The sequence below is a fragment of the Leptolyngbya sp. FACHB-1624 genome (assembly GCF_047649235.1).
Classification (GTDB): Bacteria; Cyanobacteriota; Cyanobacteriia; order Leptolyngbyales; family Leptolyngbyaceae; genus Leptolyngbya; species Leptolyngbya boryana.
This window is the reverse complement of sequence record NZ_CP180258.1, coordinates 5345479-5371861: the sequence shown is the minus strand read 5'-3', so window position 1 is coordinate 5371861 and position 26383 is coordinate 5345479. Positions and strand designations below refer to the sequence as shown.

The following is a 26383-nucleotide window of genomic DNA, read 5'->3' as shown; positions in this document are numbered from 1 at the left end:
AGAAGGGATTTTAGTCAGGTTTGGCAATCGAGGGTAATTCCTTCAGCTTTCGGATTCGTTATCATGCCCAGTGGACCTGAATCTAGGACAATCAAACGACTCATGGGAATAAGGGGCGATCGGACAAGCGATCTTCATCTAAAGCTGTCTTCAAAAACTTCCAGGTTTGCTGATCCTCAGAGGCATCTTCGCTCAGCCAAGAATCTAAAAGGTCGATCGCTGCTTGATTTTTCGCCGCTTGTTCAGCATTGATGACAGATTCCGTCGAAGTTGGGATCTTCTGTCGAGCTTGCCGCAACGCCACTAGCAAGTCTCCCCAGTACTCTTTAGGGGTCGCTTCAATTTCATGAAGCAGTAATTCGAGAGATGCTGTAGAAACAGAAGAATCTGACATTAGATGAGAATTACGATCGAACTTTTATGCCCCAATCTTAACGTAACAACTATTTGTGAAAGTAATTGATTTAGAGTTTTAACAACCAGTGAGCGCGATCGTAGCTTCAAGTTCAGAGGAATCTGAATGGTCAACTCTGTGCTATGCCCTCAATGTACCGTAAGTTACTCCCAGTTGTTTGAGCCACTTTCGATAGGCGAGAGAAGCACGATCACTCGGCAAGTGAAACTCTGTCTGACCATCCAGCGGCAACCGTTTTGGACGATGGGATTCTAAATTTCCGACATCTTGCAGCATGACCTCATCCTGAAACGCCTCCATCTCTGCTTCGGATAGGTGATGAGCATAGTTCAATGCTCCCCATACCCATCCAAGACATTCTTCTTCAGAAACAGGGGTCATGTAAGTTAAAAGCACCATCGTTTGACCATCTTCCCGTTTCTTCATCAGGGCAGCAGTTAAGGGACGGAGCGTCCAATATTCGTAAGTAGCAATACCTCCCTGTCCAGTTCCATCGGGATCGGGCTGCCAGACTTGGATATTCTTCATGTAAATGCCTGTATCGATCGAATGTACCTCATAGTCTTCGATCACAGGTTGACTAGGTTCTCCTAAAATTCCGGCATGGACAAACGGAAAATGAGCTACATCGAGAAAATTCTCAATGGCTCGCAATCCACTACAGCGACAGTAATGCCCACCGCTGAGGTAGGTCTGAAATGTCGGATCATTCCATTCAGGAAACGGAGCAACTGATGTAGGCGGGTTGCCGAGCGCAACGAAAACGACCCCATACTGTTCTTGTACCGCAAACGATTTCACACAGGCTTGTTTTGGTGGGACATAGTTGGGATGAGCCGGGACTTTAACACATTGTCCTGCTGAGTTGTAAGCTAAGCCATGATAAGGACAGACCAGCGTGTTATCTACTACAGTGCCATTGGAAAGTTGCACACTTCGATGTGGACAGCGATCTTCCCAAGCCATTGCGCCTGTGTTCTGCCCGCGCCAAAGGACTAAATCAGTGCCAAGTAGCCGCGATCGCAGAATGGTTCCAGGTTTGAGATCAGCTGACCGAGCAACAGGATGCCAGTCATTCCACAGAATCGGATCAATCATAAGATTCGCTTCACTAATATGGTTCTTTGAGATGAGGAAATCCTGAATGCTATCAGTGTCTGACTAGCACCTTATCCACGACGGGTAGATTCGAGAGCCTTGGAATTGCTTTCATTGAGCACCGGGAATTTATGCAGGATGAAGTTACTAAAAGCAAATTTACTCTTTCCTCTGATTCTCTGTCTGTAAAGAAAGTAACGGGGGTCAGGCTTTGTTCTTGTTGGACAATCGTGCCTCTCGATAACTGATAGCACCCATTTGGAGGCTATCAGAGCAGCATAAATCCGCGCTAAAAAGTAAATTTCAGACTTCTGGTGGTGCTTCAGTGGGGGGTAGCTCCTCTTCACCAAAGGTTTCGGGCCAGGGGCGAGTTGTTGTCACATCTTCTTCGATCTCCATTGCAGCCGCAACAAAGAATTCTGGAGGGAGCGTTAATGTTGAAAGATTCGTCAGTTGAGCCAGATCCTCGATCGCGCTTTTTGCAGATTGATATCTTGATCGATAGTCACGATGGACTAACTTCGACAGAATAGCAGCGAGGGAACCACTGACAATTGCGCGATCGCGCCAAGCAATTTCTCCTGTCTCTGGATCTTCTTGCAATTGGCTAGGAGGTAATCCAGTCAGTGCCTGAATGCCGATCATTCCGACCGCATACAAATCACTGTTTAATCGAGGGTTTCCTGCACATTGCTCGGGTGGCATATACCCTTGAGTCCCAATCCCGATCGTCGCTGTTGCAATATCGCCTTCAGCCAGTTGTTGATGAAGTTCTTTAACGGCTCCAAAGTCGATGAGGACGAGCTTTTTATCGCGCGATCGCACAATGATATTACTGGGTTTAATATCCCGGTGAATCACATTTCGACTGTGAACGAAATCGAGGATTTGTAAGAGATCTTGCAGCAAAGGAACAATGCGAGATTCCGGCAGATGTCGCCCGATTGTGAGATCTTCACTCAGCATCGAACCTGCAATGAATTCTTGAATGAGATAAAACTCTCCATCCTCCTCAAAGTAAGCCAGCAATCGAGGAATCTGATCGTGTTCGCCTAATCGCTCTAAGCTTTGGGCTTCAGATCTAAACAAGCGACGAGCAAGCTGTAAATGTCGAGGATTGTTACTCGCTGGACGCAAATGTTTGACTACACAAGCTGGATTGCCAGGACGTTGACTATCTTCTGCAATGTAGGTTTCACCAAAGCCACCTGAACCGAGAACTTTAGTAATCTTGTAGCGTCCGCCAAGCTGTTTCCCTAAAATTTCTTGCTCATGCTCTTGGAGTAGAGTCTGAAACTCTTCTTGATCTCGAATCAGTTCTTGCACTAAGGGTGCTCTGGCAAATTGTTTGAGCGTCTTGCGGAAAGCTAATTTGTTGCGGTACTCATGCGCTAGACCCGTCCCCAAGAAGGAAACTCCGGTGAGGAGCATAGCCGCGATCGGCACAGCGATCGGTAAAATCATCAAGCCCTGCGTGAATGTCGCATATCCGATTCCTGCCCAAAAGAGCGCAATTGCTCCTGCCCAACCGAGTCTTCCTGTTGGACGTTTGGTTTGCATTTGCAAAAATCCAGCACTCAGGACTAATCCCGCGATCGCGAGTCCAGCAAGACTGGAATTCGGAAATGCATTGCGAATCGATTTATTCTCCAGCAGAGTTGCGATCGCATTGGCATTCAGTTCAATTCCAGGCATCATGCCAACGGCAGTATTCAAACTAGGGCTGATATTGGAAGCGGTAACCCCAATTAGCACAATTTTGTCTTTGAAAACCTGTCCTCGTTTGAGAAAATCGCTATTCCAATTCTCTTCTGATAAAACATTCCAAAATGGAATCGTCGTCCGACTGAATGTGCCATCACCGCCATGCAAAAAGAGATTTTCTCCTCGTGCAGTTGAAGGCGGTAGGTTCGCCGATCGCAAAACCGCATTTGCAAACGGCAAAATCTTTTCCTCATCAAACAATGCCGCCATTTCAGGAGACGATCGCACCTTTTGCACGGCTGCACTGCCCAAGCGATGAATCTTGCCGTTGACCTCTTGTGGATACTCAATCAAACCATAGGAAATGTTCGCCACTCGGAACGGACAAAACGGCAGCGATAGCCGCATTTGCTCACCTTGGCGATTATCTAGACGGCTCGTTTCAACGGCTAAAGTAATTTGCTTACCGTAGCGTTGTAAAACTTGCTGGAGTTGGCGATCGTCTTCTGCAAGTTTCTGATTCGGTTGAGTACAATCTGTCGAAACCTCAGTTTCCCCAAAGCTCGGCAAATCCAGAATTAAGTCCACCCCAACAGCTTTTGCTCCAGATTGCATGACTCGATCAATCGCTTTTGCATAGGCAGAGCGTCGAGGTAAGCGACCTGATCCTGAAAGTTGCAGCAGCGTTTCATCATCGATCGCCAAAATCACAATCTTATCCGGAGTCGCAACTGCTCCTCGGATACGCAACATAGCACTCTGAATCTGGCGCTCCCAGTATTGAGCAGATTCGGGTTCGATCGCAGTGACCAGACCTGCAACCAATGCCCACAAAACCAGGCAGCCCTGCCCCAATCGAATAAATTTGGTGTCCTTCTTAGTCGGCGATTCTGTTGGGGCGATTGCGCGATCGATTGAATCGTCCTCTAGCGGCATGGTCTCAGTCGTCAAGTCTCCTGGCTGCTTCACCGTCGTCTGCTGAAACAAACCAGACCGTAACCCTGATTTTAGGGTGAGCGTCAACGCCTGAAATAATCCAGCAGGAGAAACTTTCTTTGACATCTTAGATACAGCCGCACTCAACAAACCGGGACGTTTGATCAATCACACAAAATCGCTTAAGTCAGGACGGTTTTCGATCGAACTTGTTCTATCCCTAATCATACGAGTAGAAGCTAACGCCTCGTCGAATGCAATACTGATAATCTGACTGTTAAGATCTATCTAATTGCCGAGGAACTGCCGCGATCGCTCACGTTCACTAAAGTAAAGGTCTATTCCCTATTGCTGTATAAATCTAATTTAAAATGTTAGGAAAACTCCGCCACATCCAGATGAATCGTGTCAGCTGTCCCTCACTTTGGTTTTATCTGTTACTAAAACAAAGTGGATTTATTCAAGGACAACTGACGATTGAAGCCGATTAGAAGCTGCGACCTATCGCACTTGTAACGGAGAAATGTCAGTATTTATCCATAAATCGAGTCGCGCACTAAATCTGAATTCCGTGGAATTCTAAGTTTTTTTAGTCCGCTCTCAGTTTTCCGTTGCTAGAATTAATTATTCACATATCTTGCTTATACAAGTTCTACGTTCTCTAGCTTCTATGCATTACTCAATGAACCGTCTCTCTATTTTTGTAGACGGAAACAATATGTTCTATGCCCAACAAAAAAACGGCTGGTTCTTTGATCCAAAACGTGTTTTAGAGTATTTTACTTCTGAAAAGAACGTTGAGCTAATTAATGCTTATTGGTACACCGGATTGAAAGATCCCCAAGACCAGCGGGGCTTCCGAGATGCTTTGATTAGTTTGGGCTATACGGTTCGGACAAAGATTCTCAAGGAGTATTATGACGATACTTCGGGTCGATATTCGCAGAAAGCGAATCTTGATATCGAGATCGTTGTGGATATGTTTAACACGGTCGAGCAATACGATCGCGTGATTTTATTCAGCGGCGATGGCGATTTTGAGCGTGCGATCGAACAACTTCGCTCGAAAAACACCCACATTACGGTGGTTTCGACAGAAGGAATGATTGCGCGTGAGCTTCGGAATGTCACCGATCGATATATTGATCTCAACGACATTCGCGATCGCATCGAAAAGGCTGAATATTAGTCAACATTTCATCACGCGATTCATCGGCGTACTACAAAAAGCGCTACAATCACTACAGAAATTCTGACAGGATCTATGCCCGAAGGCTGAAATGCTATTCGGGCATCGGTTTTAGCAGAATTTGATTGTTTCTCTACAAAAAATACACTCCAAAAAACAGTCGAGCTATGAACGCATCTAAATCTGACGATCGCATTCTGATTTTCGATACCACCTTGCGCGATGGCGAGCAGTGCCCCGGCGCAACCCTTAACGTGGATGAAAAACTTACGATCGCGCGTCAGCTTGCTCGACTCGGAGTTGACATTATTGAAGCTGGCTTTGCTTTTGCTAGCCCTGGGGACTTCGAGGCGGTTCAGAAAATTGCCCAAGCCGTAGGTACACCAGAAGGGCCGACGATTTGTAGCTTGGCTCGTGCGATTCCGGCCGATATTAAAGCGGCAGCCGAAGCGCTCAAACCCGCTGCCAAACCTAGAATTCACACCTTTATCTCGACCTCTGATATTCACTTGGAATATCAGCTCAAGAAATCCCGCGCGGAAGTTTTAGCGATCGCTGAAGAAATGGTCGCTTACGCGAAATCGTTTGTCGATGATGTGGAATTTTCGCCAATGGATGCAGCCCGTTCCGACCCTGAGTATCTGTATCAGGTGTTAGAACGCGCGATCGCAGCAGGCGCAAAAACCATCAACATTCCCGATACGGTTGGGTACATGACTCCGAGCGAATTTGGGGACATGATTCGCGGCATCAAAGAAAACGTTCCCAATGTCGATCAAGCGATTATTTCTGTGCATGGTCACAATGATTTGGGCTTAGCGGTCGCCTGCTTCCTCGAAGCGGTGAAAAATGGAGCACGTCAGCTTGAATGTACGATCAACGGCATTGGCGAACGGGCTGGAAATGCCTCGCTCGAAGAACTGGTCATGGCGCTGCACGTGCGGCGATCGTATTTCAATCCCTATCTCGGTCGTCCGGTTGAATCGGAAACGCCTTTGACTGGAATTCATACGCAAGAGATTTACAAAACCTCGCGTTTGGTTTCGAGTTTGACAGGAATGTTGGTTCAGCCGAACAAAGCGATCGTCGGAGCAAATGCGTTCGCGCATGAGTCGGGCATTCACCAAGATGGAATGCTGAAAAATCGGCAGACCTACGAGATCATGGATGCGAAAACGATCGGGCTAAACGATACTCTACTCGTCTTGGGCAAACACTCGGGACGGAATGCGTTCCGCTCTCGCTTGGGCGAACTAGGATTTGAACTGACCGACCAAGAACTGAACAAAGCGTTTGTTCGGTTCAAAGAATTGGCGGATAAAAAGAAAGAAGTCACCGATCGCGATTTGGAATCGATCGTCAATGACGAAGTTCAGCATGTGCCGGAGTTGTTCCGTTTAGAACTCGTTCAGGTTTCTTGCGGCGATTCAGCTTGTCCGACCGCAACCGTGCGCTTAATTACTCCGGATGGAGATGAGCTAACGGATGCAGCTACCGGAACAGGGCCAGTCGATGCAGTTTACAAAGCGATCAATCGAGTCGTAAATGTGCCGAATCAATTGATCGAGTTCTCGGTGCAGTCTGTCACCGCAGGCATTGATGCGATCGGGGAAGTTACGATTCGATTGAAATATGGCGATCGTGTTTTCTCAGGTCGTGCTGCGAACACGGATATTATCGTGGCATCGGCTCAAGCTTATGTAAACGCCCTGAATCGTCTGTATGCTTCCTTGCAAACTGCGGATAGTCAGCAGGTGATTGCATCTCAAACGACGGTCTAAACAGACAATTGATCTTTGAATCCCCTCAAGTCCTCTTTGAATCAGGAGACTTCGGGGGATTCTTTTTAAGTTTGGGTCAGCCAAATCCTTGAATTGGGTATCAATCGCCATACCCTGATTCTTTCAAAAACTTCCGCAAGTTCGCGAAATACTCTTCACGATCGCTTTCCTGATAAACCTGCCGTAACCGCTTCCAGCCGTCCTCTTGCTGACCAAGCAAATACTTATCTGCCAAGTAAGCTGCCAAAATCCCCCGCACATCGGCATCGTTCCCCTTCACTTCCTGATACGCTTGCCAGAGCCGATAGGCATGACTATGAATGAGCTTGGGATATGTGCGAGTCACATCGATCATCTTGCCATTCTCAAACCGCCAAATCTGAATCGGAAACGCTGAGGCTGCATAGCTCGTAAACGCATAGGCAAAGCTATCATTCGCGCTCATAAATTCGACTTTTCCATCTCCCTCCAAATCTTGCAGTTGATAGCCCAAATTCCCCCAAAATGCCCGTGACTCAACATATTGCTGCTGCTTCGCATCGTAGTGATAGATCAGCGAATACGTGCAACAATGCGCGCCACCTGTAAAGAAATCGAGAATCACTTCAGGCTCTTGGTCGCCGTTGAGGTCACGCACCAGGAAACTATCTTGATCTTCTGCATTCCAATCCAGCAGGGGTCGATCGTATTCTTCAGCGCCAGGAGCCTTGTCAAAAACAGTTTGATTGGAGCGCTGAATTTTCAAGCGCAGATTTTGAACTTGCGGAAATTCGTCGGGCTTGCGATCGCGCTCATACGACAATTCTGCTTTCACATTGCCTTGCTGAACTGTCTTAGTGACTGTTTCTGCCCGAACTGAAGCCACCGCCATCCCAAACACACCAATTCCCGCCAACACGATCGCCCGGATAGTCATCATAAAAAAATGCAGTCTCAGAAACTGCATTTAACTACCATTCACGAGTTGGGAATTACGAATTGCGATCGTTCGGGTTGCGGACGAAATTTCCAGTAGTGTGACATCGCAAAATGCAGCGGTTTTACCAGCGCATACAGCAGAGTCAAAATGATGAACGTAATGACAATCGTGATCATCGGTTGTCGATCAAACACATCTCCAACCAGGCTAGCTGCCACATCGTTCCAATGCGTCAAAATATTCCAGCTATTGAAGCGTAAAAAGCGTCCGAGAAAAATCCCGATCGCGCTCAGTGCATGTAAAGTTAATTCCATCGGGAAAATATAGTGTCTTAACCCGCGCTGTTTCAAATAATATCCAGCATTCATTAATGACATCACATACGCTTCAAATCCCGCTGTCAGGAATACAACAAACAACGGAACATAAATGAGGGTAACAACCCAAATCGAAGCACCTGCACGCACCCAGTTCACAAAATGAATAATATCAGTGAGAATATAGGGCGCATTGGGAAGAAATGCGACAAAGACTGCAACTCCAAGCCACCAGAATAAGGAGCGGTGACGATATTCGATCGCCGTTTTCACGATAGGTGTTCGTCGAAACAGAAACACGCTCAAAACCAAAGGGATAAATGCTAGGAAAAGGTTCCAGCCTATCCAATCTGCATGATTCACGACTGTCCGGATCGCTTCTGAAACCAACAACTTGATCGAAAAGTCCATAATACAGTATTGAGAAATTACTTTTGATGCAAATTTAACGGCTCGATTTGTCGATCGTATGACAACCCCATAAAAAAACCCCGGAGATTTTCCGGGGTTCCTCTGAATGATTAGAGATTGAGTTGGTTTCCGCGACGATATTGGGTGTAAGCGGCAACAAACAAACCTGCTAACGTGACAGGCACTAATCCCAGCACGATGCCAAGCAAAATTGGCTCAACCATGTCTGAACTCTCCTCAGTTTGTAAGATTTTGAAACTTAAATCATGAAGGTTTCTTTATTCCTATCTTAGCCCCTCTTGTAGCTCCAACGCTGAAACACCTTTTATTCTCCAGAACTTTTGCAAGATTACAGATTTCGGTGCAGCAGGGGTTCCCGAAAGTTGTTAAAATCTGTTTAGTAAATGAGTGAATATTTTTTACAGTCCTTTTCCTTGATATCCTCTTTTGAACGAGCAACTTGTCAAATCTGAAGGGTTATCCCAAAGAATTATTACGATCGTGCTAGTGGTTTGTTTTGCGATCGTAGTGGCACTTTTGGGTGCAACCCGATTGCACCGACCTGACCCCTATGTCCAGGAGGTGTTATCGCTGCATGGGGATTCAGTTCAAGGTCATGCGATTTTTCAGATTAACTGTGCTGGATGTCATGGAATCATGGCAGATGGCAAAGTTGGTCCTAGTCTGAAAAATGTTTCTGATCGAAAATCTCCTCCCCGTCTGATCAAGCAGGTGATCAGCGGACAGACTCCTCCCATGCCCAAATTTCAGCCTAGCCCACAAGAAATGGCAGATTTGCTGAGCTATTTAGAGAGTCTCTAGCAAGCTCCACAATCAATTGGATAGGGAGATAGAGAGAAATCTAAAATCATGGTTCTCCCCACTCCCTACTCTACAAAGTTCCGGATCAGAATAAAAAGTACCGCTGCGCCATCGGTAACACCGTTGCAGGCTCACACGTGAGCAATTCTCCATCTGCACGCACCTGATAAGTTTCAGGATCAACCTCCATCTGCGGCATTGCATCATTTAATTTCATATCCCGCTTCGTCAAGCTCCGAATTCCCGACACCGGAACTAACTGTCTTTGCAGATTCAGCGAACCCAATCCGCCTTTCTTGAGCGAAGCTTGTGAAACAAAGGTGAGGGAAATCGGCGCGATCGCACCTCCAAAACTGCCAAACATCGGACGCATATGCACAGGCTGTGGAGTCGGAATACTTGCATTCGCATCTCCCATCTGTGCCCATGCAATCATGCCACCTTTGATCACCAGTTCTGGCTTCACGCCAAACATTGCAGGTCGCCATAGACACAAATCAGCCAATTTCCCAACTTCGACTGATCCCACATGGTCTGCAATGCCATGAGTGATCGCAGGATTGATCGTGTACTTGGCGACGTAGCGTTTTGCGCGGAAATTGTCATTGCGATCGCTATCTTCTGACAAAGCGCCGCGCTGAACTTTCATCTTGTGACCAGTCTGCCAAGTCCGAATGATTACTTCTCCAATCCGCCCCATCGCTTGCGAATCCGAAGACAACATACTGAAAGCGCCGATATCATGCAGGATATCTTCAGCCGCGATCGTTTCTCGACGAATCCGAGATTCTGCAAACGCCACATCCTCTGGAATACTGGGATCAAGATGATGACAGACCATCAACATATCCAGATGCTCATCCAGCGTATTCAGTGTGTAAGGTCGGGTCGGATTTGTCGAAGAAGGCAGAACGTTTGCCTCACCACAGACTTTGATAATGTCTGGAGCATGTCCACCTCCTGCACCTTCGGTGTGATAGGTGTGAATGACTCGATTTTTGAACGCTGCGATCGTATCTTCGACAAAGCCCGCTTCATTGAGTGTATCCGTGTGAATCGCAACCTGCACATCATACTCATCTGCAACACTGAGGCAGGTATCGATCGCGGCTGGAGTCGTGCCCCAATCTTCATGGAGCTTTAATCCCATTACACCCGCCTTAATTTGTTCTTCGAGCGCATCCGGTTGGCTCGAATTTCCTTTGCCCAAGAAGCCTAAATTCATCGGAAATGCTTCAGCCGCTTGTAGCATCCGATGAATGTACCAAGGGCCAGGAGTACAAGTCGTCGCATTCGTTCCCGCAGCAGGTCCAGTTCCACCTCCAATCATGGTCGTAATGCCAGATGCGATCGCGACTTCAATCTGTTGGGGACAAATGAAGTGAATATGGGTATCAATTCCACCTGCCGTAAGAATCATGCCTTCTCCCGCGATCGCTTCGGTTCCAGGTCCAATGATGATCGTCACATTGTCTTGAATGTAGGGGTTACCCGCTTTTCCGATCGCATGAATTTTGCCGTCTTTGATGCCGATATCCGCTTTGACAATTCCCCACCAGTCGAGAATCAGCGCATTCGTAATCACTGCATCGACTGCACCCTCTGCATTCGTAATCGGAGACTGCCCCATGCCATCCCGAATGACTTTTCCACCGCCAAATTTCACTTCATCCCCGTAAGTCGTCAAGTCTTGTTCGACTTCGATGATCAATTCAGTGTCAGCTAAGCGAACGCGATCGCCCACAGTTGGACCAAAAGTTTCAGCATAGGCGCGGCGATTCATGCGATAGCTCATAGGGCAACCTCAGACAAATTCTCGGTTGTTTATTATCAGGGTAATTTTTCTAAGTTCTGGATGCCTTTAGGATTTTGACGGATTTTGGGGGAATGGGGAGTGGGGAGTAGGGAGCATGACTTGTGGCTAGATCCAGCCTAATGAGAGTGCTTGATAAATCGCTTGATATCGGGTTTTTGCTTGCAACTTGCTCAGTACGTTGTTGATGTGAAACTTCACTGTGCTCTCACTAATAATTAAATGTTCAGCCACATCGCGATCGCGGTGTCCTTGCGTGAGCAGCGTGAGAATCTCGACCTCTCGTTCCGACAAAATCGAGGGTGACACAATCGAAGTATAAGGAACACTCAGAACAATCTGAAGCAGTTTCTGGTCAGAACTTAATTGGGTTTGAATGTCGCGATGTTTAGAAGTGGGAAAAATGCGATCGAAAGATGCCGCTAACCATCGAACAGCATCTGGTTCAGGAATTCTTGCTGTGGGAACGGTTGCTTCGAGTGAAACTGCACTCTCACTGTAGATCAAGCGACCATAAGAGCAGTCCACAGTGCTGAGAACTTCGGCTGCTTTGAGAAACCCATAGACAATCGATGGTGCTAAACTTCGCTCTGTCCCTACTAGCGTCAATCGTGCTGTTTTCAACACAGTTACAAGTTGCTCAGACAGCATGAGTTCACTAGCTTGGCTAGTAGAAATCAACTGACTATGCTGTGTTTGCTGATACTGAATTGCAGTATCTAAAGAAATGGTGACAATCGTGCAGAGCGTTTGTAAAACCTCCAAAAATTCGGGAGCTAGCACATGGCGGCTAAACATCGCGAGTACGCCAATCACGCGATCGTGGGCAACTAACGGATAGCCTGCAAAGCCTTGAATTCGATTGTCGATCGCCCAGTCTCGATCGCCCACCCAGGACTCAGCAGGCAGATTGTTACTCAAAAAAGCAATGCGATTTTGAGCGATTTTGCCGACTTTGTAAGCGCCGAGCGGAACTTTGGCAAATCTGCCATCCGTGCGAGTGTGTAGCCCTGCGGATGCAACGAGTCGCAGCATCGCTTGATCGGTGTCGAGGAGCCACAATCGAACCATTGCAAAGTCGAATCGATCGATTAATCCGGTGGTGACTGTTCGCGCAATTTCTTCCGGAATCAGACAGCCTGAAAGCGTTTGAGCAATCTCATTGATCTGTTGCAAATCGAGCAGAATCCTTGCCGAATCAGCGATGCTTGGCAGTTGAGGCATTAGAAATCTCGATCGAAGAATCTAGTGACTCGATTATACTGCCGGAAACTAATCTACTAAGGTTCAGTCACACTCAAATCATTGGAATTTGCCATTGCACCATGCTCGACGGGAATCACGATCGATTTCTGCCCGAAGCAATCTCTCAACAATCCCATCAATGCTGGCACGACCGTCGGAGTTAATATCGTTGAGAATGCTAATCCTCCCGTCAGGACAATCCCCAACCCTTGATACAGTTCTGAGCCTTGTCCAGGTAAAACAGCAAGCGGCAACATTCCCAAAACACTGGTTCCTGCCGACATAAAGATTGCTCTCAATCGATCCTTCGTCGCACTTAAGAGTGAGGAATCGTAATCTTCTCCTTCCTGCTGAAGTTGCAAAGCATGATCGACAAGTAAAATCGCATTGTTCACGACAATTCCAGTCAAAATCACAAATCCCAATGCAGTAATCATATCCAATGGAACTGACATCCCTGGAATTTGATTGACTAACACTAAGCTCAATAACGCACCACTCATTCCCATCGGAATCGTTGCCATAATCACAACTGGATAGAGAAACGAGCGATATAAGGCGATCAGCAATAGATATGTAATCAGAATCGCAAATACAAAGGCAGAGGATAATTGCGAAACGGTTCTGGCGAGTTGATCCGCCGTTCCAGCGAGTTCGATGCGATAGCTTGCAGGCAAGTTCGCGCGGGCTGGAGCTAATATCTCACGATTAACTTGATCGACGATGGCTCCTAAGGATGCCGTGTCATTAAGAGATGCTGTGAGCGTAATCGATCGCTCTAAATCCGTGTGATTAATCACATCGGCTCCGGTAGTTTCTCTGACTTCCGCTACATCACTCAACTGAATCTGTCTCCCTCGTGCAAACAGGGGCAATTCTCGTAGCTGTTGAGGCGTTTGTACGAACGCATTTTGCAGTTCAACGGTGACATCGAGTTCTTTTTTCCCATCGACAAACTTAGAAGCCAGTCTTCCTCCTAAAGCCGTCTCGACCATTGAGCCAACTTCAGATTCGGAGAGTCCAACTTCTGCAAGCCTTTCGCGATTGGGCACGACTTGTAATTCGCCTGCACCGAGCACAAAGTTCGATCGCACATTCCGAATGCCATTCAACCCGCGCAACTTACCGGAAATTTCTCGATCGAGTTGCCCCAATTGATTCAAATCTGTTCCAACAATGTCCACCTCGAATTCTTTGCCCGGATCACGGAAAATTGATGGACGCACCGGAACCATGAATCGATAACCCGCGAAGTTATTACTCGCAGCGCGGAATCGGTTAACCATTTCTGCAAGTCCGCGCGTTGTCGCGTATTCAGGCTTGAGAATGGCTGAAATTGCTCTCAATCCTCCAGGTCGATCGATAAACATCACGCGATCGACCTCCGGTTGCGATCGCACGAAGGCTCGAACTGGCTCAGATTGCTTGATAGCTTCTGTAACACTGGTTCCGGGTAGCGGTTCGACTCGCCACTGAATCGTATTGCGATTTCCTTCAGGCAGATAATCTGCTGGAGGAAGCAGCAAGAAGCTCGCTACGAGCAATGACACCGGAATTGCTAGAACCATCAAGCGTCGTCCCATTCTTCGCCGCCCGATTGACCAGCGCACCGTTCTGACTAAAAAGCGTTCTAACTTTCCTTGAACGTGGCGAAATACAGTAGAAGTTTGCGCAATCGATCGCTCAAACCAATTGCCACCCCGATATTCTCCACCTTCAAACATCTGCACTGCTTCTGACTCTTTCAGAAACAATCCCGACAGCATCGGAACTAAAGTAATGGCTGCAAACAATGAGAATAGGGCAGAACAAGACATGGTAATTGCCATATCTGCATAAAGTTGTCCTGCTTCCCCTGTGACCATCAGCAGTGGAATGAAGACGACAACATTCGTGAGCGTCGAGCCGAGCATTGCCCCCCGAACTTCTTGAGTTCCGTCGATCGCTGCTCGAAAGGCATTTTTTCCACGCTGCATGTGGGTAAATACATTTTCGATCACCACGATCGAGTTATCTACGACCATGCCAGTTGAGAATGCAATCCCAGCAAGGCTGATAATATTCAGCGATCGACCCAACCCCGACAGAACAATGAAAATCATCACTGAACTAATCGGAATCGTAATTGCAATCACAGCAACCGTTCGCATCGATCCTAAGAACAAGAGCAAGACGATTGTTGCAAGTAACGCTCCAGCGATCAGGTTTTCCTGCACGAACTTCACAGATTGACCAACATATTCGTTTTCGTCATAGTTAAAGACGAACTGAATTCCTTCTTTCTGCTCATCGAGCTGAGCTTGCAGTTCAGCGATCGCGTCACGAACCCCTTTGGAAATCTCAGGGACATTTGCTCCAACCTGGCGAATAATGCCAACTGCGACTGCGGGCTTATCATTAAACAGAAAAGCACCATCGCGAAGCTTGCGCCCCATTTCTACCTTTGCCACATCGCGAATGTAGACGGTTCCTGCCGCATCTCGCCGCACCACAAAGCCTGCAATCTGTTCAATATCTTGCGATCGGCTAATCGTTCTAACGCGATATTCTCGTCGCCCTAGCTCCAGAGGACCCCCTCGAATATCGCGATTGTTTTCCCGCAGCACACGCACAACATCACCGATCGTTAAATTGCGATCGGCTAATGCCTTGGGATCAACTCGAACTTCAACTTCTCGCTGCCGTCCGCCAGGAACAATAAACTGCCCAACGCCTTGAACTCGCCGCAATCGAGGTAAAACAATTTCTTCTGCTAAGTCCCGATAGTGATCAGGATTTGGCTCAAATCCAGGCTTTGTATCAAAGGGAATCCACATCATCGGAGAACTATTGCCCCCGACCAATTCCACATTCGACTCCGATGCTTCCGGTGGCAAATTCCCAACCTGCTGCAATCGATTGATCACATCGACCAATCGACGTTCAACATCGGTTCCTTCCTGAAATTCCAGCGTGATCGAACTCGCGCCAGCACGCGAAGCACTAATAATCTCTTTCACGCCCAGAACTTCTTCCATCTGTTCTTCGATCGGGCGAGTAATCAAATCTTCAACTTCTGTCGGAGCCGCACCTGGATAAGCTGTGCGAATTGTAATCTCAGGTCGATCGCCCCCTGGCTGCAATTCAAGCGGCAGTCGAAACAAAGAAAATACGCCAAAAATGGCAAGTAGACAGAACAAAACAAACGTTCCATGTCTCCAGCGAACCGCAGTTTCGATCAATTTCATGATGGGTCTCCGACAATTTTGACGGGTGCACCTTCATTCAATCCATCTCCGCCTCGCAGGACGATCTCTTGTCCCGATCGCAGTTCTGAGCTAAAGATCGCGACTTGTTTGCCCATATCTGTGACAAGTTCAACCGGGATCGGTTTTGCTTTGCCATCTGCGATCGTAAAAACAAACCATTCATTTCGCCGCCGCGTCAAAACATCCCGTGAGACGACAAAGCTTTCTCGATTCGTCGGTAATGTCAAAGCACCCGAAATCGCCATCCCAGGCAACATTCCTTGTGGTGGATTGATCTGAACCCTCACGCGTTGCCGCCGAGACGTTGTATCCGCAGAAGGCACAACGGCTGTAATGGTTGCTTGCTGTTTCCACTGCGGCAAAGCTCTAGCAGTTAACGCGATCGACATCCCCGGCGTCACTCTCCCGCTCAAATCCTCCGGCAATTCCAAGAACACATCAACTTGATTCCCGGAAACAAGGGTAACAATCTGCCCCGAACTTTGAACTAAATCGCCTCGGCTCACATGTCGGGTTTGGACAATTCCCGATTCGGTTGCGACGATCTGAGTTCGTCTCTGAGCCAGTTGAGCCTGATTGACCGTCGCGATCGCTGCTGCGACAGTTGCTTTTTGTGCGTCAATCTCTTCTCGAATTGGACCTGCTTTTGCTTCTGCTAAGCTTGCTTCTGCTGCGAGTCGTGCTTCGGTCGCTTGATCGACGTTCGATCGCGCTTCGACTAACAATCGCTGCGAAATGGCTCCTTCTTTCACGAGTCCAGACGTTCGCTTGAAGTTATCCTGAGCTTCTTGTTCTCGTGCTTTTGCTGCATTCACCGTTGCCTGTCGCTGCGCGATGATCTCCGGTCGCGTTCCGACTTGCAAGCGAGCTAAATTGCTGCGTTGTTGAGCGAGTGCTGCTTGGGCTTGAGCAATCCCTAACTGTTGATCGGAATCATCGAGAATTGCGATCGCCATCCCTGCTGTAACGCGATCTCCAGGCTGGACTAAAATCTCCTCCACAATCCCGCTGGTCTGCGCCCGAATCGTCGATTGCTGACTAGCTTCAACCTGTCCTAGAAGCTGTACCGTTCGGGTTGGAGTTCCCGTTGCCAGTTTCGTCGTTTCAACGGCTCTGGGGGGTTGTCCTTGCGGTTGAGCTACGGCAGGTCTTTCTCCTACCGGACTGAACATTCGCCAAACCCCAAACCCACCTACAGCGACTAGCCCAGTGCAAAGCAACCAGATCCAAGGTCTGCGATTTGGGGTGGTCGGTTGAGCATCGAATGTTTCAGGAGGATCGATCGAGGGCTGATGTTGAGAGTCGAGGGATTCCATAATTCAATGACGCGAAAGAGCAAAGCGGTCAAAGAGTACGCGAGACAAGCGAATGGACGATCGTCGAGGACTCGAAGCTAAATTTTTACGAATTTTTAATAATCATTGAGGATTCTAACCGATCGATATCGAATTTGGAAGGAAAAGTTATGCCGTAAAAAAGCCTTAGAATTTCTCTTCTAAGGCTTTTTCCAGATAATTTAGAATTCAGACGAAATACGAGTCGTGGGTCAACCTTCCGCCCCCACTTCTACGATTCCGTTGGATTCACAGCATGTAATCCACATTCCTTCTTCGTCGCATCTTCCCACCACCATCGACCTTCACGCTCATGCTGATTGGGTAGCACTGCTTTCGTACAAGGCTCACAGCCAATGCTGATAAAGCCCCGCTCATGCAGAGGATTGTAGGGAACTTCATACGCCCGAATGTAGGTCCAAACTTGAGCAGACGACCAATTCGAGAGCGGATTGAATTTGATTAACTCACGATCGTCAGAAGAAAACGCACCATCGACTTGCACGATCGGCACATCTGAACGAGTCGAAGGGCTTTGATCTTTGCGCTGTCCTGTGATCCAAGCATCCAAACTAGACAGCTTGCGGCGCAGAGGTGCAACCTTGCGAATTCCACAGCATTCTTTGTGTCCATCTTCGTAGAAGCTGAACAGCCCTTTTGCTTTTACAAAAGCTTCGAGTTGTGCAGCATCAGGAGAGAGAATGTCGATCGCAATTCCGTAGTGTTTTCTGACTTTCTCAATAAACTGATAAGTCTCGGAATGCAGTCGCCCTGTATCCAAACTAAAAACCTGAATGTCTTTCTTCAAGCGATGTGCAATGTCAATGAGTACAACATCTTCTGCACCGCTAAATGAAATTGCAATGTTGTCATATAAGCTCAGTGCCTTTGCCACAATTTTCTGAGGGCTGAGGCTGGATAATTCCTCATTTAAGCTAGGAATATCTAGAGCAGGTTGCGCGGTACTTTGCGCCATGATTGTGTTCTCCGGATCTTCGTCAGCATCCATTATCTAACTTCAGGGGACGGATTGTGTTGAGTTAAACTAGAGCATCTTGGTGGAGTTGAAAAATGACACAAGCGAAATCGAGATTTCGCACGATCGAGGATTATCTGGCGTATGACGATGGAACAGACATCCCTTACGAATTGGTTGACGGGGTGTTAGTCGAAATGGGCGCGGAAAATCCTGGGAATATTGCGATCGCAATTTTTTTGATCTCTGTCCTCCTCCAACTTTCAGTTCCTCACTATCTCATTCATCGCGGAACTGAAATCGTAGTTCCGAGTCAAAGTGTGACCAGTCGATATCCCGATTTGATCGTCTTGACGGAAGCATGTTGGTCGGCACTTTCTGGAGCGAAGCGATCACTAATCACACCAGAGATGCCTGCTCCTGCTTTAGTAATCGAAGTCGTTTCGCCCGGTGAGCCAGGAGAGAAAAACTACGACAGAGACTACATCGATAAGCGGAAAGAATACGCAGCGCGAGGCATTCCAGAGTATTGGCTGATCGATCCGTCTCGAAATGTCGTCATTGTTTTGCATTTGAGCGGACAACTCTATCAAGAAATTGGACGTTTTCAGGGTCAAGATCAGATTGTTTCTCCTACATTTCCAGGGCTAACTCTAATCGCAGAACAAATTTTGCAAGCAGGTGTTTAGCTCAAAGGCATGCCAAGCTGACTCAAATTCAAAACATGTCCTCCTACGACTAAATAAACGGTATCCGCGATCGCGCCCAACCGCCGCGTTAAATTCCCCAAGCGATCGCGAAACACTCTTCCTATCGGATAAGCCGGAACTACACCCCAGCCTGTTTCTTCTGCCACAAAAATGAGCAAGCTTTCTGTTTGTTCAAAACTCTGAAACAGATCGGCAATTGTCTTCTCCCATTCCGTTTCAGACTGGTCTAAAAGATTCGCCAACCAAGTTCCTAGCGAATCAATCAATAGACAATCCGATGAATTCGCGATCGCATCACTTAGCTCGACTGGAACAGATTGAGTCTGCCATTCCAAAGGACGACGTGATCGATGTAACTCAATCCGCGCCTGCCATTCTGGATCGTCAGAATTTTCTTGAGCTGTTGCAATATAAATAACAGATTGACCGGAATCCTTTGCCAGTTTTTCTGCCCATTCACTTTTGCCCGATCGCGCTGCCCCCGTCACCAAAATCACTTGTGCCATAAATTTTTCAGATAAAATCTTTGCTGAATCTGAATTCCCCGCTACAATTAGCCTTACTTCAACCTAAGACAGAGCAGCAATGAAGAAAGATCTGCGGCGAATTGAAGACACCTTACTTCAACTCAATAAACGAGTCCCTACGCTCGACACTGCTCCGACCCCAGAGCCTGAACCTCTGCAAAAACCAGTCTCATTTGATCTTCACACAAAGCCGCCTAAAGTCGTTGAACCTGAAATCGCTGCACCTCCGAGTGTTAAACCCGCGCCAAGTTCAGACCCCAAGCCGCTCAATCTCCCTAAACTCAAAGCACCTAATTTTTCCAGCCATCGCAACGCCGCAAATCCTGCTTTGGCATCCAGCCTGCTCGCTGAAATGCAAGTGATCACAGAAAGCTGGCACACTGAACTGAACCAGATTTTACGCCAAATCCAGGATCTCTATTTAGAAGGACCCATTGTCGATGGCTGGCTCGAATCCCACACAGGTGAACCCCTCGGCGATCTTTCCACGCTTCGTCATGCTGAAGTCGATCGCTTAATGAGCTACATCGAAGAAATCTGCGCCACCCCAATTCCAGGGACAAAAGACGCACCCAAAGCTGGATATCGCCTCTGTGGCATTAATGCCGATGGTCAGCGCTGGTCATATCCCTGTCCGACTGAGCAAATTCCCAGCCTCAGTCTTGCGATCGCCCGATATCACAAACTTCGCCAGCTGCTCGATCGCAAACAAACCTTAGAAAATCGTCTCACGGGACTAGCTGAAACGCTCGTAATCATGCACGGACAGATGCAAGATTAGGCGTTTCGGGCACTCTAAAGCTTGACTTGATTCAAGCCTGAGGTATGGTTGTGCCCACACTCCCCATTTCCGCCATCATTTGCACCCACAATCGCGATCGCTATCTCGGTTTAGCGATCGATAGCCTGCTTGCCCAGGATTTCGCAGACTTTGAAATCATCGTCGTCGATAACGCCTCCACCGATAGCACTCGTCAAGTCGTCGAAGCTCGATTAAAGAACCCGAAAATTCGCTACATTCATGAACCTGAAATCGGCTTATCCGTCGCCCGCAACACAGGTGCAAGAATTGCCCACGGCGAGATTTTGGCTTACTTAGATGACGATGCGATCGCCTCTCCGCACTGGCTCACCACCCTTTATAACGCCTACCTTCATAATCCAAACCTCGCGATCGCGGGTGGCAAAGTCACTTTAATCTGGACAGATGACATGACGGCTCCAGACTGGCTCTCGGATGGACTTGCCGGAAATTTAGGGGCATATGATTTAGGAGATTCGGTCGTTAACATCGATCGCCCCGGACTGACCCCACGCGGCTTGAACTACTCCATCCGGAAAACCTTTCTCAATCAGATTGGCGGCTTCGATCCGAATCTAGGACGAGTTGGTAAAAATCTTCTTTCTAATGAAGAACTTCACATGACCAATCGCGCCCTGCAAATGGGCTGGGAAGTTGCCTATATTCCGGCTGCTCATGTTGCGCATCATGTCGCTCCGGAGCGTGTCAAACGGCGGTGGTTTCTGAATCGCGGTTGGTGGCAAGGCATTAGCGAATGTTATCGCGAACAAATTGCAGGCGAAGCTGGAATCGGTCAATTTCGTCGTGGGGGAGAACGCTTAATTCGTGGACTGTACAAGTCCGTCAAATTTGCGACGAACCCAACTCAGCGGTTTGAAAATCTTGTTTACAGTTACGGTCAAATTGGCTATTTAATCAAAGCCTTGCAAGGACTTGTCTTTTCTTCTAGATCTGTAAAGCGATCGTAAAACTTATCCGTATAGCACTGACAGCAGTGTTTTCATTCGGCAAGAATATTACGTAGATTCCACATCTGTAAAAATCCTGATCGTAAGAATGTGGATCAGGACGTACCCTTTCTCGTCACAGCTTTAGAAATGACTGCTACTCAGGTATCTTCCACAACACCTCAGACCGCAGCCTCGGTTCGCGATCTCGTTCAGGACGCTTATCATCAGGGGGCTTCCAGTCTCTATATGCAAATTGGTCGCGCTCCTTTTTACCGACTACAGGGCAAACTCATTCCTCAAGATCACTTTGCGCTGATCACACCCGATCGCTACAACCATTACATCCAAGAAATTTTATCGCCATCGCAGCTGAAGCAATATCTCGAAACTCAAAAGCTAGACACGAGTGTGCAGATCCAGGGGTTCATCCAAGCCCGGTTAAATTGTGGTCTGACGACACAGGGCGTTCCAGCAATGAGTTTGAGTGCGATCGAGTTGGATCAGCCGAGCGAAGATTTGAAAGAATTTGGAACCATTCGCCGCATGGTAAAAGATGCATTAGAACAAAACGCATCCGACATTCATCTGCAAGTTGGCGAAACTCCGAGATATCGCATTCAGGGACAGATGCACTTGCAAGCGCAATACGGAACCATCACACCCCGCCAGTTTGAAGAATTTCTAGAAGAGATCCTCTCCCCTGAGCAACGAGAAGCTTTTCATACCAAGCAAGAATTAGACACTGCCATTTTCTATCCAAATCTTGTGCGATGCCGAGTTAATTGTGCTCAATCGTTGATGGGTGGCGTGATGGTGTTACGGCTCATTTCCCTAGAAGTGCCCACAATCGCGAAACTCCGACTTCCCGATCGTTTAGCCCAACTCGTTGAAGAACGCCAAGGATTGATCCTCGTCACTGGACCTGTCAACTCTGGAAAATCCACGTCACTCGCGGCAATGCTGCGTCATGTCAACGACACGTTACCTCGCAAAATTGTCACGATCGAAGATCCGATTGAATATGTTCATGCCTCCAATCAATGCTTGATCACGCAGCGAGAAGTTGGACTTCATACCCAGGAATTTAAAGAGGCACTCCGCGCAGCCCTAAGGCAAGATCCAGATATCTTGCTGATTGGAGAGATGCGCGATCGCGAAACCGTCGATACAGCAATCCGCGCAGCACTCACCGGACATTTAGTTCTCGGAACACTCCATACCAAAGGAACCGTCAACGCCGTGAAGCGGCTCCTCAACTTCTATACCCCCGAAGAACAAGACTCGGTTCGCATTCAAATCGTAGAAGCTTTGAGAGCCGTCATTGGACAAGCCCTTGTCCCAACGATCCAAGGCGGTCGAGCAGCAGCACTTGAAATCATGCTCAATACCGATACCATTCGCGATTATCTACAAAAAGGCTGCCTCGACGAAATTTATCAACTGATGGAAGAAGGCACAGACGGCTCTCAAACTCTGAACCAAGCGTTATTCGATCTCTATAAAAATGGTGAGATTACCGATGAGAATGCGCTATCAGCATCGCTTCATCCAGACGACTTAAATTACATGATCAAAAACGAATCGCGTCGATCGAGCCGCTCTGGATTGATGAGCAAGGCTTACTACAATCAATCGCCACTCTAGGACAGGGTTGTTTTCAGCTAGAAAAAACGATTTGATTCAGCGCGTTGTGACTTGGCTCAACTCTCTAGCCCAGGATCTCGATGGGTAGAGGAACGTTGAATGTCAATCCTTATGGAGGATGCAAAATCATTCATCGCCTGAAAGTTAAATCTACCGACTTTAGTTCGATCGCGAATTCAACCGCCAGAAGTCACGGAATTCCGTGACTTTTTTATTAAGTTCTTGAAAACCTTTGCTATGTAAGTACTTCAGCCAATTATTAAATTTTTGTCATATTTAACAGCGGCTTACTATAATGTGAACGATTGTAAAGGTTTCAGAAAGGCAACCACTTCAATCCGAAAGTGCTCTGAATCATTGAGAAGATTCAGAATGTTCAGTTGATAAATCTCTTTAGATAGAGGGATTCTATGTTCCACCATCTGATAGTCCAATCCAAAAACCTCTACATTCTGTTGTTTAAGTTCACTTTACTTAATAAAACCGGGGTAGAATGATTCCAGTAGGTAGAAATCCTCATTGGACATTCCTCCCTTCTACAACTTGATCCGCCAAGCACCTTACAAGTGTTTGATCGTGGGAATTGTGACCGCCGCCTCACTATTGAGACATTACCCCGCCGCCACGACTCCCGCCGCCCGTAGCCTCGCTTTTTGAATCGGGCAACTTTAGCGGATTGAGTCTAAACGGTTTAAAGCACCGATCCCCCTCTGATCTCTCTACAAACTGGTCACTGATGTCATGGTGAGTACTTCATTTCCTTGGTTAACGGCCATTATCGCCCTACCTCTTGTCGCTTCCTTCATGATTCCCCTTGTCCCTGATAAACAGGGTAAAACGGTTCGTTGGTATGGCTTAGGTGTCGGTTTGGCGGATCTCGTTCTCGCAATCTATGCTTTTTGGAAGCACTACGATTTCCAAAATCCGGATTTTCAGCTCGTCGAAAATTACGCCTGGATTCCCCAAATCGGTGTGAACTGGACACTGGCAGTCGATGGCATTTCAATGCCGCTCGTCATTCTAGCGGCTCTGGTCACAACACTCTCCATGCTGGCAGGCTGGAAAGTTACCAATAAGCCCCGCTTGTTCTACTTTCTGCTGCTCATTATGTACAGCGCACAAATTGGGGTGTTCTGTGCTCAAGATATGATTCAGTTCTTCCTGTTATGGGAAGTTGAACTGGTTCCCGTCTACATCCTGATTGCTATCTGGGGTGGGCCTAAGCGTTTGTATGCTGCAACTAAATTCATCCTCTACACCGCATTAGCTTCGATCTTTATTCTAGTTTCGGCACTGTCGATGGCATTCTACGGTGATAACTTCACCTTCAACATGCAAGAGCTAGGACTGAAAGACTATTCTCTGACCTTTGAATTACTGGCTTACGTTGGATTTTTGATTGCGTACGGTGTCAAACTGCCCATTTTCCCACTTCATACTTGGCTACCGGATGCTCACGGTGAAGCTTCTGCTCCAGTTTCAATGATTCTGGCGGGTGTACTTCTGAAGATGGGTGGGTATGCGCTGATTCGGATGAACATGGAGATGCTGCCTCATGCTCACGTTTACTTCGCTCCGATTCTGGCGATTCTCGGAATTGTAAATATTATCTACGGTGCATTGGCTTCCTTTGCTCAACGAAACTTGAAGCGTCGGATGGCGTACTCTTCGATTTCGCACATGGGCTTTGTGTTGTTGGGGATTGCATCGTTCACCGAACTGGGTATGAGCGGAGCAGTTCTGCAAATGGTTTCCCACGGTTTGATTGCTGCGGCTCTCTTCTTCTTGGCTGGGGTGACTTACGATCGGACTCACACCTTGGATATGGATGAAATGGGTGGACTCGCGAAAAAAATGCCTTCGACCTTTGCCCTGTTCACGATTTGTTCGATGGCATCTCTCGCTCTGCCAGGAATGAGCGGATTTGTGGGTGAGTTAGCTATCTTCCTCGGTTTCACCAGCAGCGACGCTTATACTTCAGCATTCAAAGTCGTTGTGCTTTTACTCGCTGCGGTAGGCTTGATTTTGACTCCGATCTATTTGCTCTCAATGTTGCGTGAAATGTTCTACGGCAAAGAAGGCAAAGCAGTCAAAGAGATTTTCTTAGATGCGAACCCTAGAGAGTTGTTTATTACCGCTTCCTTGATTGTCCCCATCATTGCGATTGGTCTGTATCCAAAACTGATTACGCAGACTTACGATGCGAAAACGGTTCAGGTCGCTCAGAATGCTCGCAATGCGGTTCCGGTTGTTGCACAGCAAATGGTTTCCTTGCCTGGATTAGCAGCACCGCAAATTCCTGCTGCTCAGCCCAAACTGTTGGGCATGATCAAGTAAGAAAGAGTTCCCTCAAAGAATGTTCGTTGCCTGGGTTTTTACCCAGGCTTTTTTTGTCGCTATTGTTTGACCTGATGCGCTGAACCGATCGCGGACTTTAAATCTGCAAATCCCGATCGCTGAAGTTTTTCTTCTAATCCCCGCAAGATCCGCTTTACCATGGTTGGACCTTCATAAATCCAGCCTGTATAGACCTGAATCAAACTTGCTCCAGCCGTGATTTTCTCCCAAGCGTCTTCTGCTGAGAACACACCACCGACTCCAATAATCGGTAAGCTGCCCTGCGTTTGTTCCCAGATCAAGCGAATCACTTCCGTCGATCGCGCTTTCACAGGTGCGCCGCTAATTCCGCCTGCTTCATCTTGAATCGCATTGCCTCGAATCGTTTGAGTCTTCAGACCGTCTCGTCGGATCGTGGTATTCGTTGCGATAATGCCAGCCAATTGATATCGCTGAGCGAGTTCAACGATCGCAGCAATATCTTCTGTTGCTAAATCTGGTGCAATCTTGACCAGCAAAGGTTTTTCCGATTGATTCTCAGTTTGCAGCGCCGACAGAATTGGCTCTAACTGGTCGGTCGATTGCAGCGATCGTAAGCCTGGGGTATTCGGAGAACTCACATTCACGACAAAGTAATCACCTAGACTTTTGAGTAAGCGAAAACTACTCAGATAATCTTCTGCTGCGGATTCTAGTGGAGTAATTTTCGACTTACCCAAATTGACTCCGATCGGGATGTTAGACACTCGATCTTGCAACCGTTCTTGTAACGCTGCGGCTCCTTGATTGTTAAAGCCCATGCGATTGAGAACCGCCAAATCTTCGACTAATCTGAACAATCGCGGCTGCGGATTTCCCGGTTGAGCGTGAAAGGTGACGGTTCCCACTTCTACAAACCCGAAGCCAAAGCTAGGTAAAACATTGGTTGCAACGCCATCTTTATCAAAGCCTGCCGCAAGTCCGATCGGATTTGGAAAATTCAACCCCCAAAGCGTTTGAGATAGCTGAGGCGAGGTATATCCATACAGGCGTTCTAAATACGATCGCAACCAGCTTTGCTCCGGTGAACTGAGCCACGAGAGCGATCGCATTGCCTGAGAATGAAGAAATTCCGGATCAGCTTTCAACCCAGAAAACAGCACCGGACGCAGCATCGATCGATAAAAATCTGACACGGTAAAAAAATCAGTTCTTACAAGAGAGCA

General features: G+C 47.5%; 21 protein-coding genes. 8 read left to right on the top strand and 13 right to left on the bottom strand.

Annotation, left to right across the window (positions count from 1 at the left end):
• Positions 1–100: 100 nt before the first annotated feature.
• From ACMUEV_RS25565 to ACMUEV_RS25555, 3 genes are all read right to left on the bottom strand, one after another.
• A complete protein-coding gene (locus tag ACMUEV_RS25565; protein WP_242044194.1) occupies positions 101–394 on the bottom strand; it encodes a hypothetical protein in 294 nt (97 codons plus the stop codon).
• A gap of 141 nt (positions 395–535) precedes the next feature.
• The gene (locus ACMUEV_RS25560; protein ID WP_190647083.1) at positions 536–1513 is read right to left on the bottom strand and encodes an aromatic ring-hydroxylating oxygenase subunit alpha; all 978 of its coding nucleotides are present in this window, start codon (positions 1511–1513) and stop codon (positions 536–538) included.
• 303 nt (positions 1514–1816) lie between these two features.
• Positions 1817–4279 carry a protein kinase domain-containing protein gene (locus tag ACMUEV_RS25555; protein ID WP_190647084.1) on the bottom strand — a complete coding sequence of 821 codons (2463 nt, stop codon included), beginning with the start codon at positions 4277–4279 and terminating at the stop codon, positions 1817–1819.
• 556 nt (positions 4280–4835) lie between these two features.
• Here ACMUEV_RS25555 and ACMUEV_RS25550 point away from each other — a divergent pair.
• Both ACMUEV_RS25550 and ACMUEV_RS25545 read left to right on the top strand, forming a co-directional pair.
• Positions 4836–5342, top strand: a complete 507-nt coding sequence (locus ACMUEV_RS25550; protein WP_239741285.1) for an NYN domain-containing protein — start codon at positions 4836–4838, stop codon at positions 5340–5342.
• A gap of 167 nt (positions 5343–5509) precedes the next feature.
• Complete coding sequence (locus tag ACMUEV_RS25545; protein ID WP_017286267.1) at positions 5510–7123, top strand: 2-isopropylmalate synthase; 1614 nt, start codon at positions 5510–5512, stop codon at positions 7121–7123.
• A 100-nt stretch (positions 7124–7223) separates the two neighbouring features.
• Here the strand turns inward: ACMUEV_RS25545 and ACMUEV_RS25540 are convergent, their stop codons facing one another.
• The 3 genes from ACMUEV_RS25540 to petG form a co-directional block, all read right to left on the bottom strand.
• Positions 7224–8042: a hypothetical protein gene (locus tag ACMUEV_RS25540; protein ID WP_242044195.1), complete on the bottom strand. Its 819-nt coding sequence runs from the start codon at positions 8040–8042 to the stop codon at positions 7224–7226.
• A gap of 38 nt (positions 8043–8080) precedes the next feature.
• Positions 8081–8770: a DUF1361 domain-containing protein gene (locus ACMUEV_RS25535; protein WP_190647086.1), complete on the bottom strand. Its 690-nt coding sequence runs from the start codon at positions 8768–8770 to the stop codon at positions 8081–8083.
• 110 nt (positions 8771–8880) lie between these two features.
• On the bottom strand, positions 8881–8994 hold the full coding sequence (gene petG, locus ACMUEV_RS25530; protein WP_017286270.1) for a cytochrome b6-f complex subunit V: 114 nt from the start codon (positions 8992–8994) through the stop codon (positions 8881–8883).
• A 223-nt stretch (positions 8995–9217) separates the two neighbouring features.
• On the opposite strand from petG, the gene ACMUEV_RS25525 reads away from it, so the two are divergent.
• A complete protein-coding gene (locus ACMUEV_RS25525) occupies positions 9218–9592 on the top strand; it encodes a c-type cytochrome (RefSeq protein WP_017286271.1) in 375 nt (124 codons plus the stop codon).
• Positions 9593–9677: 85 nt separating this feature from the next.
• Here the strand turns inward: ACMUEV_RS25525 and ureC are convergent, their stop codons facing one another.
• From ureC to ACMUEV_RS25500, 5 genes are all read right to left on the bottom strand, one after another.
• Positions 9678–11387: an urease subunit alpha gene (gene ureC, locus ACMUEV_RS25520; protein ID WP_190647087.1), complete on the bottom strand. Its 1710-nt coding sequence runs from the start codon at positions 11385–11387 to the stop codon at positions 9678–9680.
• A 126-nt stretch (positions 11388–11513) separates the two neighbouring features.
• Positions 11514–12629 (bottom strand): LuxR C-terminal-related transcriptional regulator, encoded by a 1116-nt coding sequence (locus ACMUEV_RS25515; protein ID WP_190647088.1) that lies wholly within the window; start codon positions 12627–12629, stop codon positions 11514–11516.
• 56 nt (positions 12630–12685) lie between these two features.
• On the bottom strand, positions 12686–15877 hold the full coding sequence (locus ACMUEV_RS25510; RefSeq protein WP_190647089.1) for an efflux RND transporter permease subunit: 3192 nt from the start codon (positions 15875–15877) through the stop codon (positions 12686–12688).
• Positions 15874–17214, bottom strand: a complete 1341-nt coding sequence (locus tag ACMUEV_RS25505; protein WP_017286275.1) for an efflux RND transporter periplasmic adaptor subunit — start codon at positions 17212–17214, stop codon at positions 15874–15876. The genes ACMUEV_RS25510 and ACMUEV_RS25505 overlap by 4 nt, the downstream gene beginning before the upstream one ends.
• 250 nt (positions 17215–17464) lie before the next feature.
• Complete coding sequence (locus ACMUEV_RS25500; RefSeq protein WP_190647090.1) at positions 17465–18208, bottom strand: phosphoadenylyl-sulfate reductase; 744 nt, start codon at positions 18206–18208, stop codon at positions 17465–17467.
• A 95-nt stretch (positions 18209–18303) separates the two neighbouring features.
• Here ACMUEV_RS25500 and ACMUEV_RS25495 point away from each other — a divergent pair, with 95 nt between their 5' ends.
• A complete protein-coding gene (locus ACMUEV_RS25495; RefSeq protein WP_190647091.1) occupies positions 18304–18897 on the top strand; it encodes a Uma2 family endonuclease in 594 nt (197 codons plus the stop codon).
• Here the strand turns inward: ACMUEV_RS25495 and cobU are convergent.
• Entirely contained in the window at positions 18894–19424 is a 531-nt protein-coding gene (gene cobU / locus ACMUEV_RS25490; RefSeq protein ID WP_190647092.1) for a bifunctional adenosylcobinamide kinase/adenosylcobinamide-phosphate guanylyltransferase, read from the bottom strand. The genes ACMUEV_RS25495 and cobU overlap by 4 nt on opposite strands.
• Before the next feature lie 79 nt (positions 19425–19503).
• On the opposite strand from cobU, the gene ACMUEV_RS25485 reads away from it, so the two are divergent.
• The 4 genes from ACMUEV_RS25485 to ACMUEV_RS25470 all read left to right on the top strand — a co-directional run bounded on the left by ACMUEV_RS25485 (position 19504) and on the right by ACMUEV_RS25470 (position 25178).
• Positions 19504–20226, top strand: coding sequence for a hypothetical protein (locus tag ACMUEV_RS25485; protein WP_190647093.1), 723 nt, complete (start codon positions 19504–19506; stop codon positions 20224–20226).
• A gap of 44 nt (positions 20227–20270) precedes the next feature.
• Positions 20271–21215, top strand: a complete 945-nt coding sequence (locus tag ACMUEV_RS25480) for a glycosyltransferase family 2 protein (RefSeq protein ID WP_017286280.1) — start codon at positions 20271–20273, stop codon at positions 21213–21215.
• A 129-nt stretch (positions 21216–21344) separates the two neighbouring features.
• Positions 21345–22841, top strand: a complete 1497-nt coding sequence (locus ACMUEV_RS25475) for a type IV pilus twitching motility protein PilT (protein WP_190647094.1) — start codon at positions 21345–21347, stop codon at positions 22839–22841.
• A 741-nt stretch (positions 22842–23582) separates the two neighbouring features.
• Positions 23583–25178 (top strand): NAD(P)H-quinone oxidoreductase subunit 4, encoded by a 1596-nt coding sequence (locus tag ACMUEV_RS25470; RefSeq protein WP_190647095.1) that lies wholly within the window; start codon positions 23583–23585, stop codon positions 25176–25178.
• A 59-nt stretch (positions 25179–25237) separates the two neighbouring features.
• On the opposite strand, the gene ACMUEV_RS25465 is transcribed toward ACMUEV_RS25470, so the two are convergent.
• Positions 25238–26353 carry a quinone-dependent dihydroorotate dehydrogenase gene (locus ACMUEV_RS25465; protein WP_415354694.1) on the bottom strand — a complete coding sequence of 372 codons (1116 nt, stop codon included), beginning with the start codon at positions 26351–26353 and terminating at the stop codon, positions 25238–25240.
• Positions 26354–26383: the final 30 nt, after the last annotated feature.

Coding starts and splice junctions, on each gene's coding strand:
- ACMUEV_RS25565 (WP_242044194.1), bottom strand. CDS start 394: ATGTCAGATTCTTCTGTTTCTACAGCATCTCTCGAATTACTGCTTCAT.
- ACMUEV_RS25560 (WP_190647083.1), bottom strand. CDS start 1,513: ATGATTGATCCGATTCTGTGGAATGACTGGCATCCTGTTGCTCGGTCA.
- ACMUEV_RS25555 (WP_190647084.1), bottom strand. CDS start 4,279: ATGTCAAAGAAAGTTTCTCCTGCTGGATTATTTCAGGCGTTGACGCTC.
- ACMUEV_RS25550 (WP_239741285.1), top strand. CDS start 4,836: ATGAACCGTCTCTCTATTTTTGTAGACGGAAACAATATGTTCTATGCC.
- ACMUEV_RS25545 (WP_017286267.1), top strand. CDS start 5,510: ATGAACGCATCTAAATCTGACGATCGCATTCTGATTTTCGATACCACC.
- ACMUEV_RS25540 (WP_242044195.1), bottom strand. CDS start 8,042: ATGATGACTATCCGGGCGATCGTGTTGGCGGGAATTGGTGTGTTTGGG.
- ACMUEV_RS25535 (WP_190647086.1), bottom strand. CDS start 8,770: ATGGACTTTTCGATCAAGTTGTTGGTTTCAGAAGCGATCCGGACAGTC.
- petG (WP_017286270.1), bottom strand. CDS start 8,994: ATGGTTGAGCCAATTTTGCTTGGCATCGTGCTGGGATTAGTGCCTGTC.
- ureC (WP_190647087.1), bottom strand. CDS start 11,387: ATGAGCTATCGCATGAATCGCCGCGCCTATGCTGAAACTTTTGGTCCA.
- ACMUEV_RS25515 (WP_190647088.1), bottom strand. CDS start 12,629: ATGCCTCAACTGCCAAGCATCGCTGATTCGGCAAGGATTCTGCTCGAT.
- ACMUEV_RS25510 (WP_190647089.1), bottom strand. CDS start 15,877: ATGAAATTGATCGAAACTGCGGTTCGCTGGAGACATGGAACGTTTGTT.
- ACMUEV_RS25505 (WP_017286275.1), bottom strand. CDS start 17,214: ATGGAATCCCTCGACTCTCAACATCAGCCCTCGATCGATCCTCCTGAA.
- ACMUEV_RS25500 (WP_190647090.1), bottom strand. CDS start 18,208: ATGGCGCAAAGTACCGCGCAACCTGCTCTAGATATTCCTAGCTTAAAT.
- ACMUEV_RS25495 (WP_190647091.1), top strand. CDS start 18,304: ATGACACAAGCGAAATCGAGATTTCGCACGATCGAGGATTATCTGGCG.
- cobU (WP_190647092.1), bottom strand. CDS start 19,424: ATGGCACAAGTGATTTTGGTGACGGGGGCAGCGCGATCGGGCAAAAGT.
- ACMUEV_RS25485 (WP_190647093.1), top strand. CDS start 19,504: ATGAAGAAAGATCTGCGGCGAATTGAAGACACCTTACTTCAACTCAAT.
- ACMUEV_RS25480 (WP_017286280.1), top strand. CDS start 20,271: ATGGTTGTGCCCACACTCCCCATTTCCGCCATCATTTGCACCCACAAT.
- ACMUEV_RS25475 (WP_190647094.1), top strand. CDS start 21,345: ATGACTGCTACTCAGGTATCTTCCACAACACCTCAGACCGCAGCCTCG.
- ACMUEV_RS25470 (WP_190647095.1), top strand. CDS start 23,583: ATGGTGAGTACTTCATTTCCTTGGTTAACGGCCATTATCGCCCTACCT.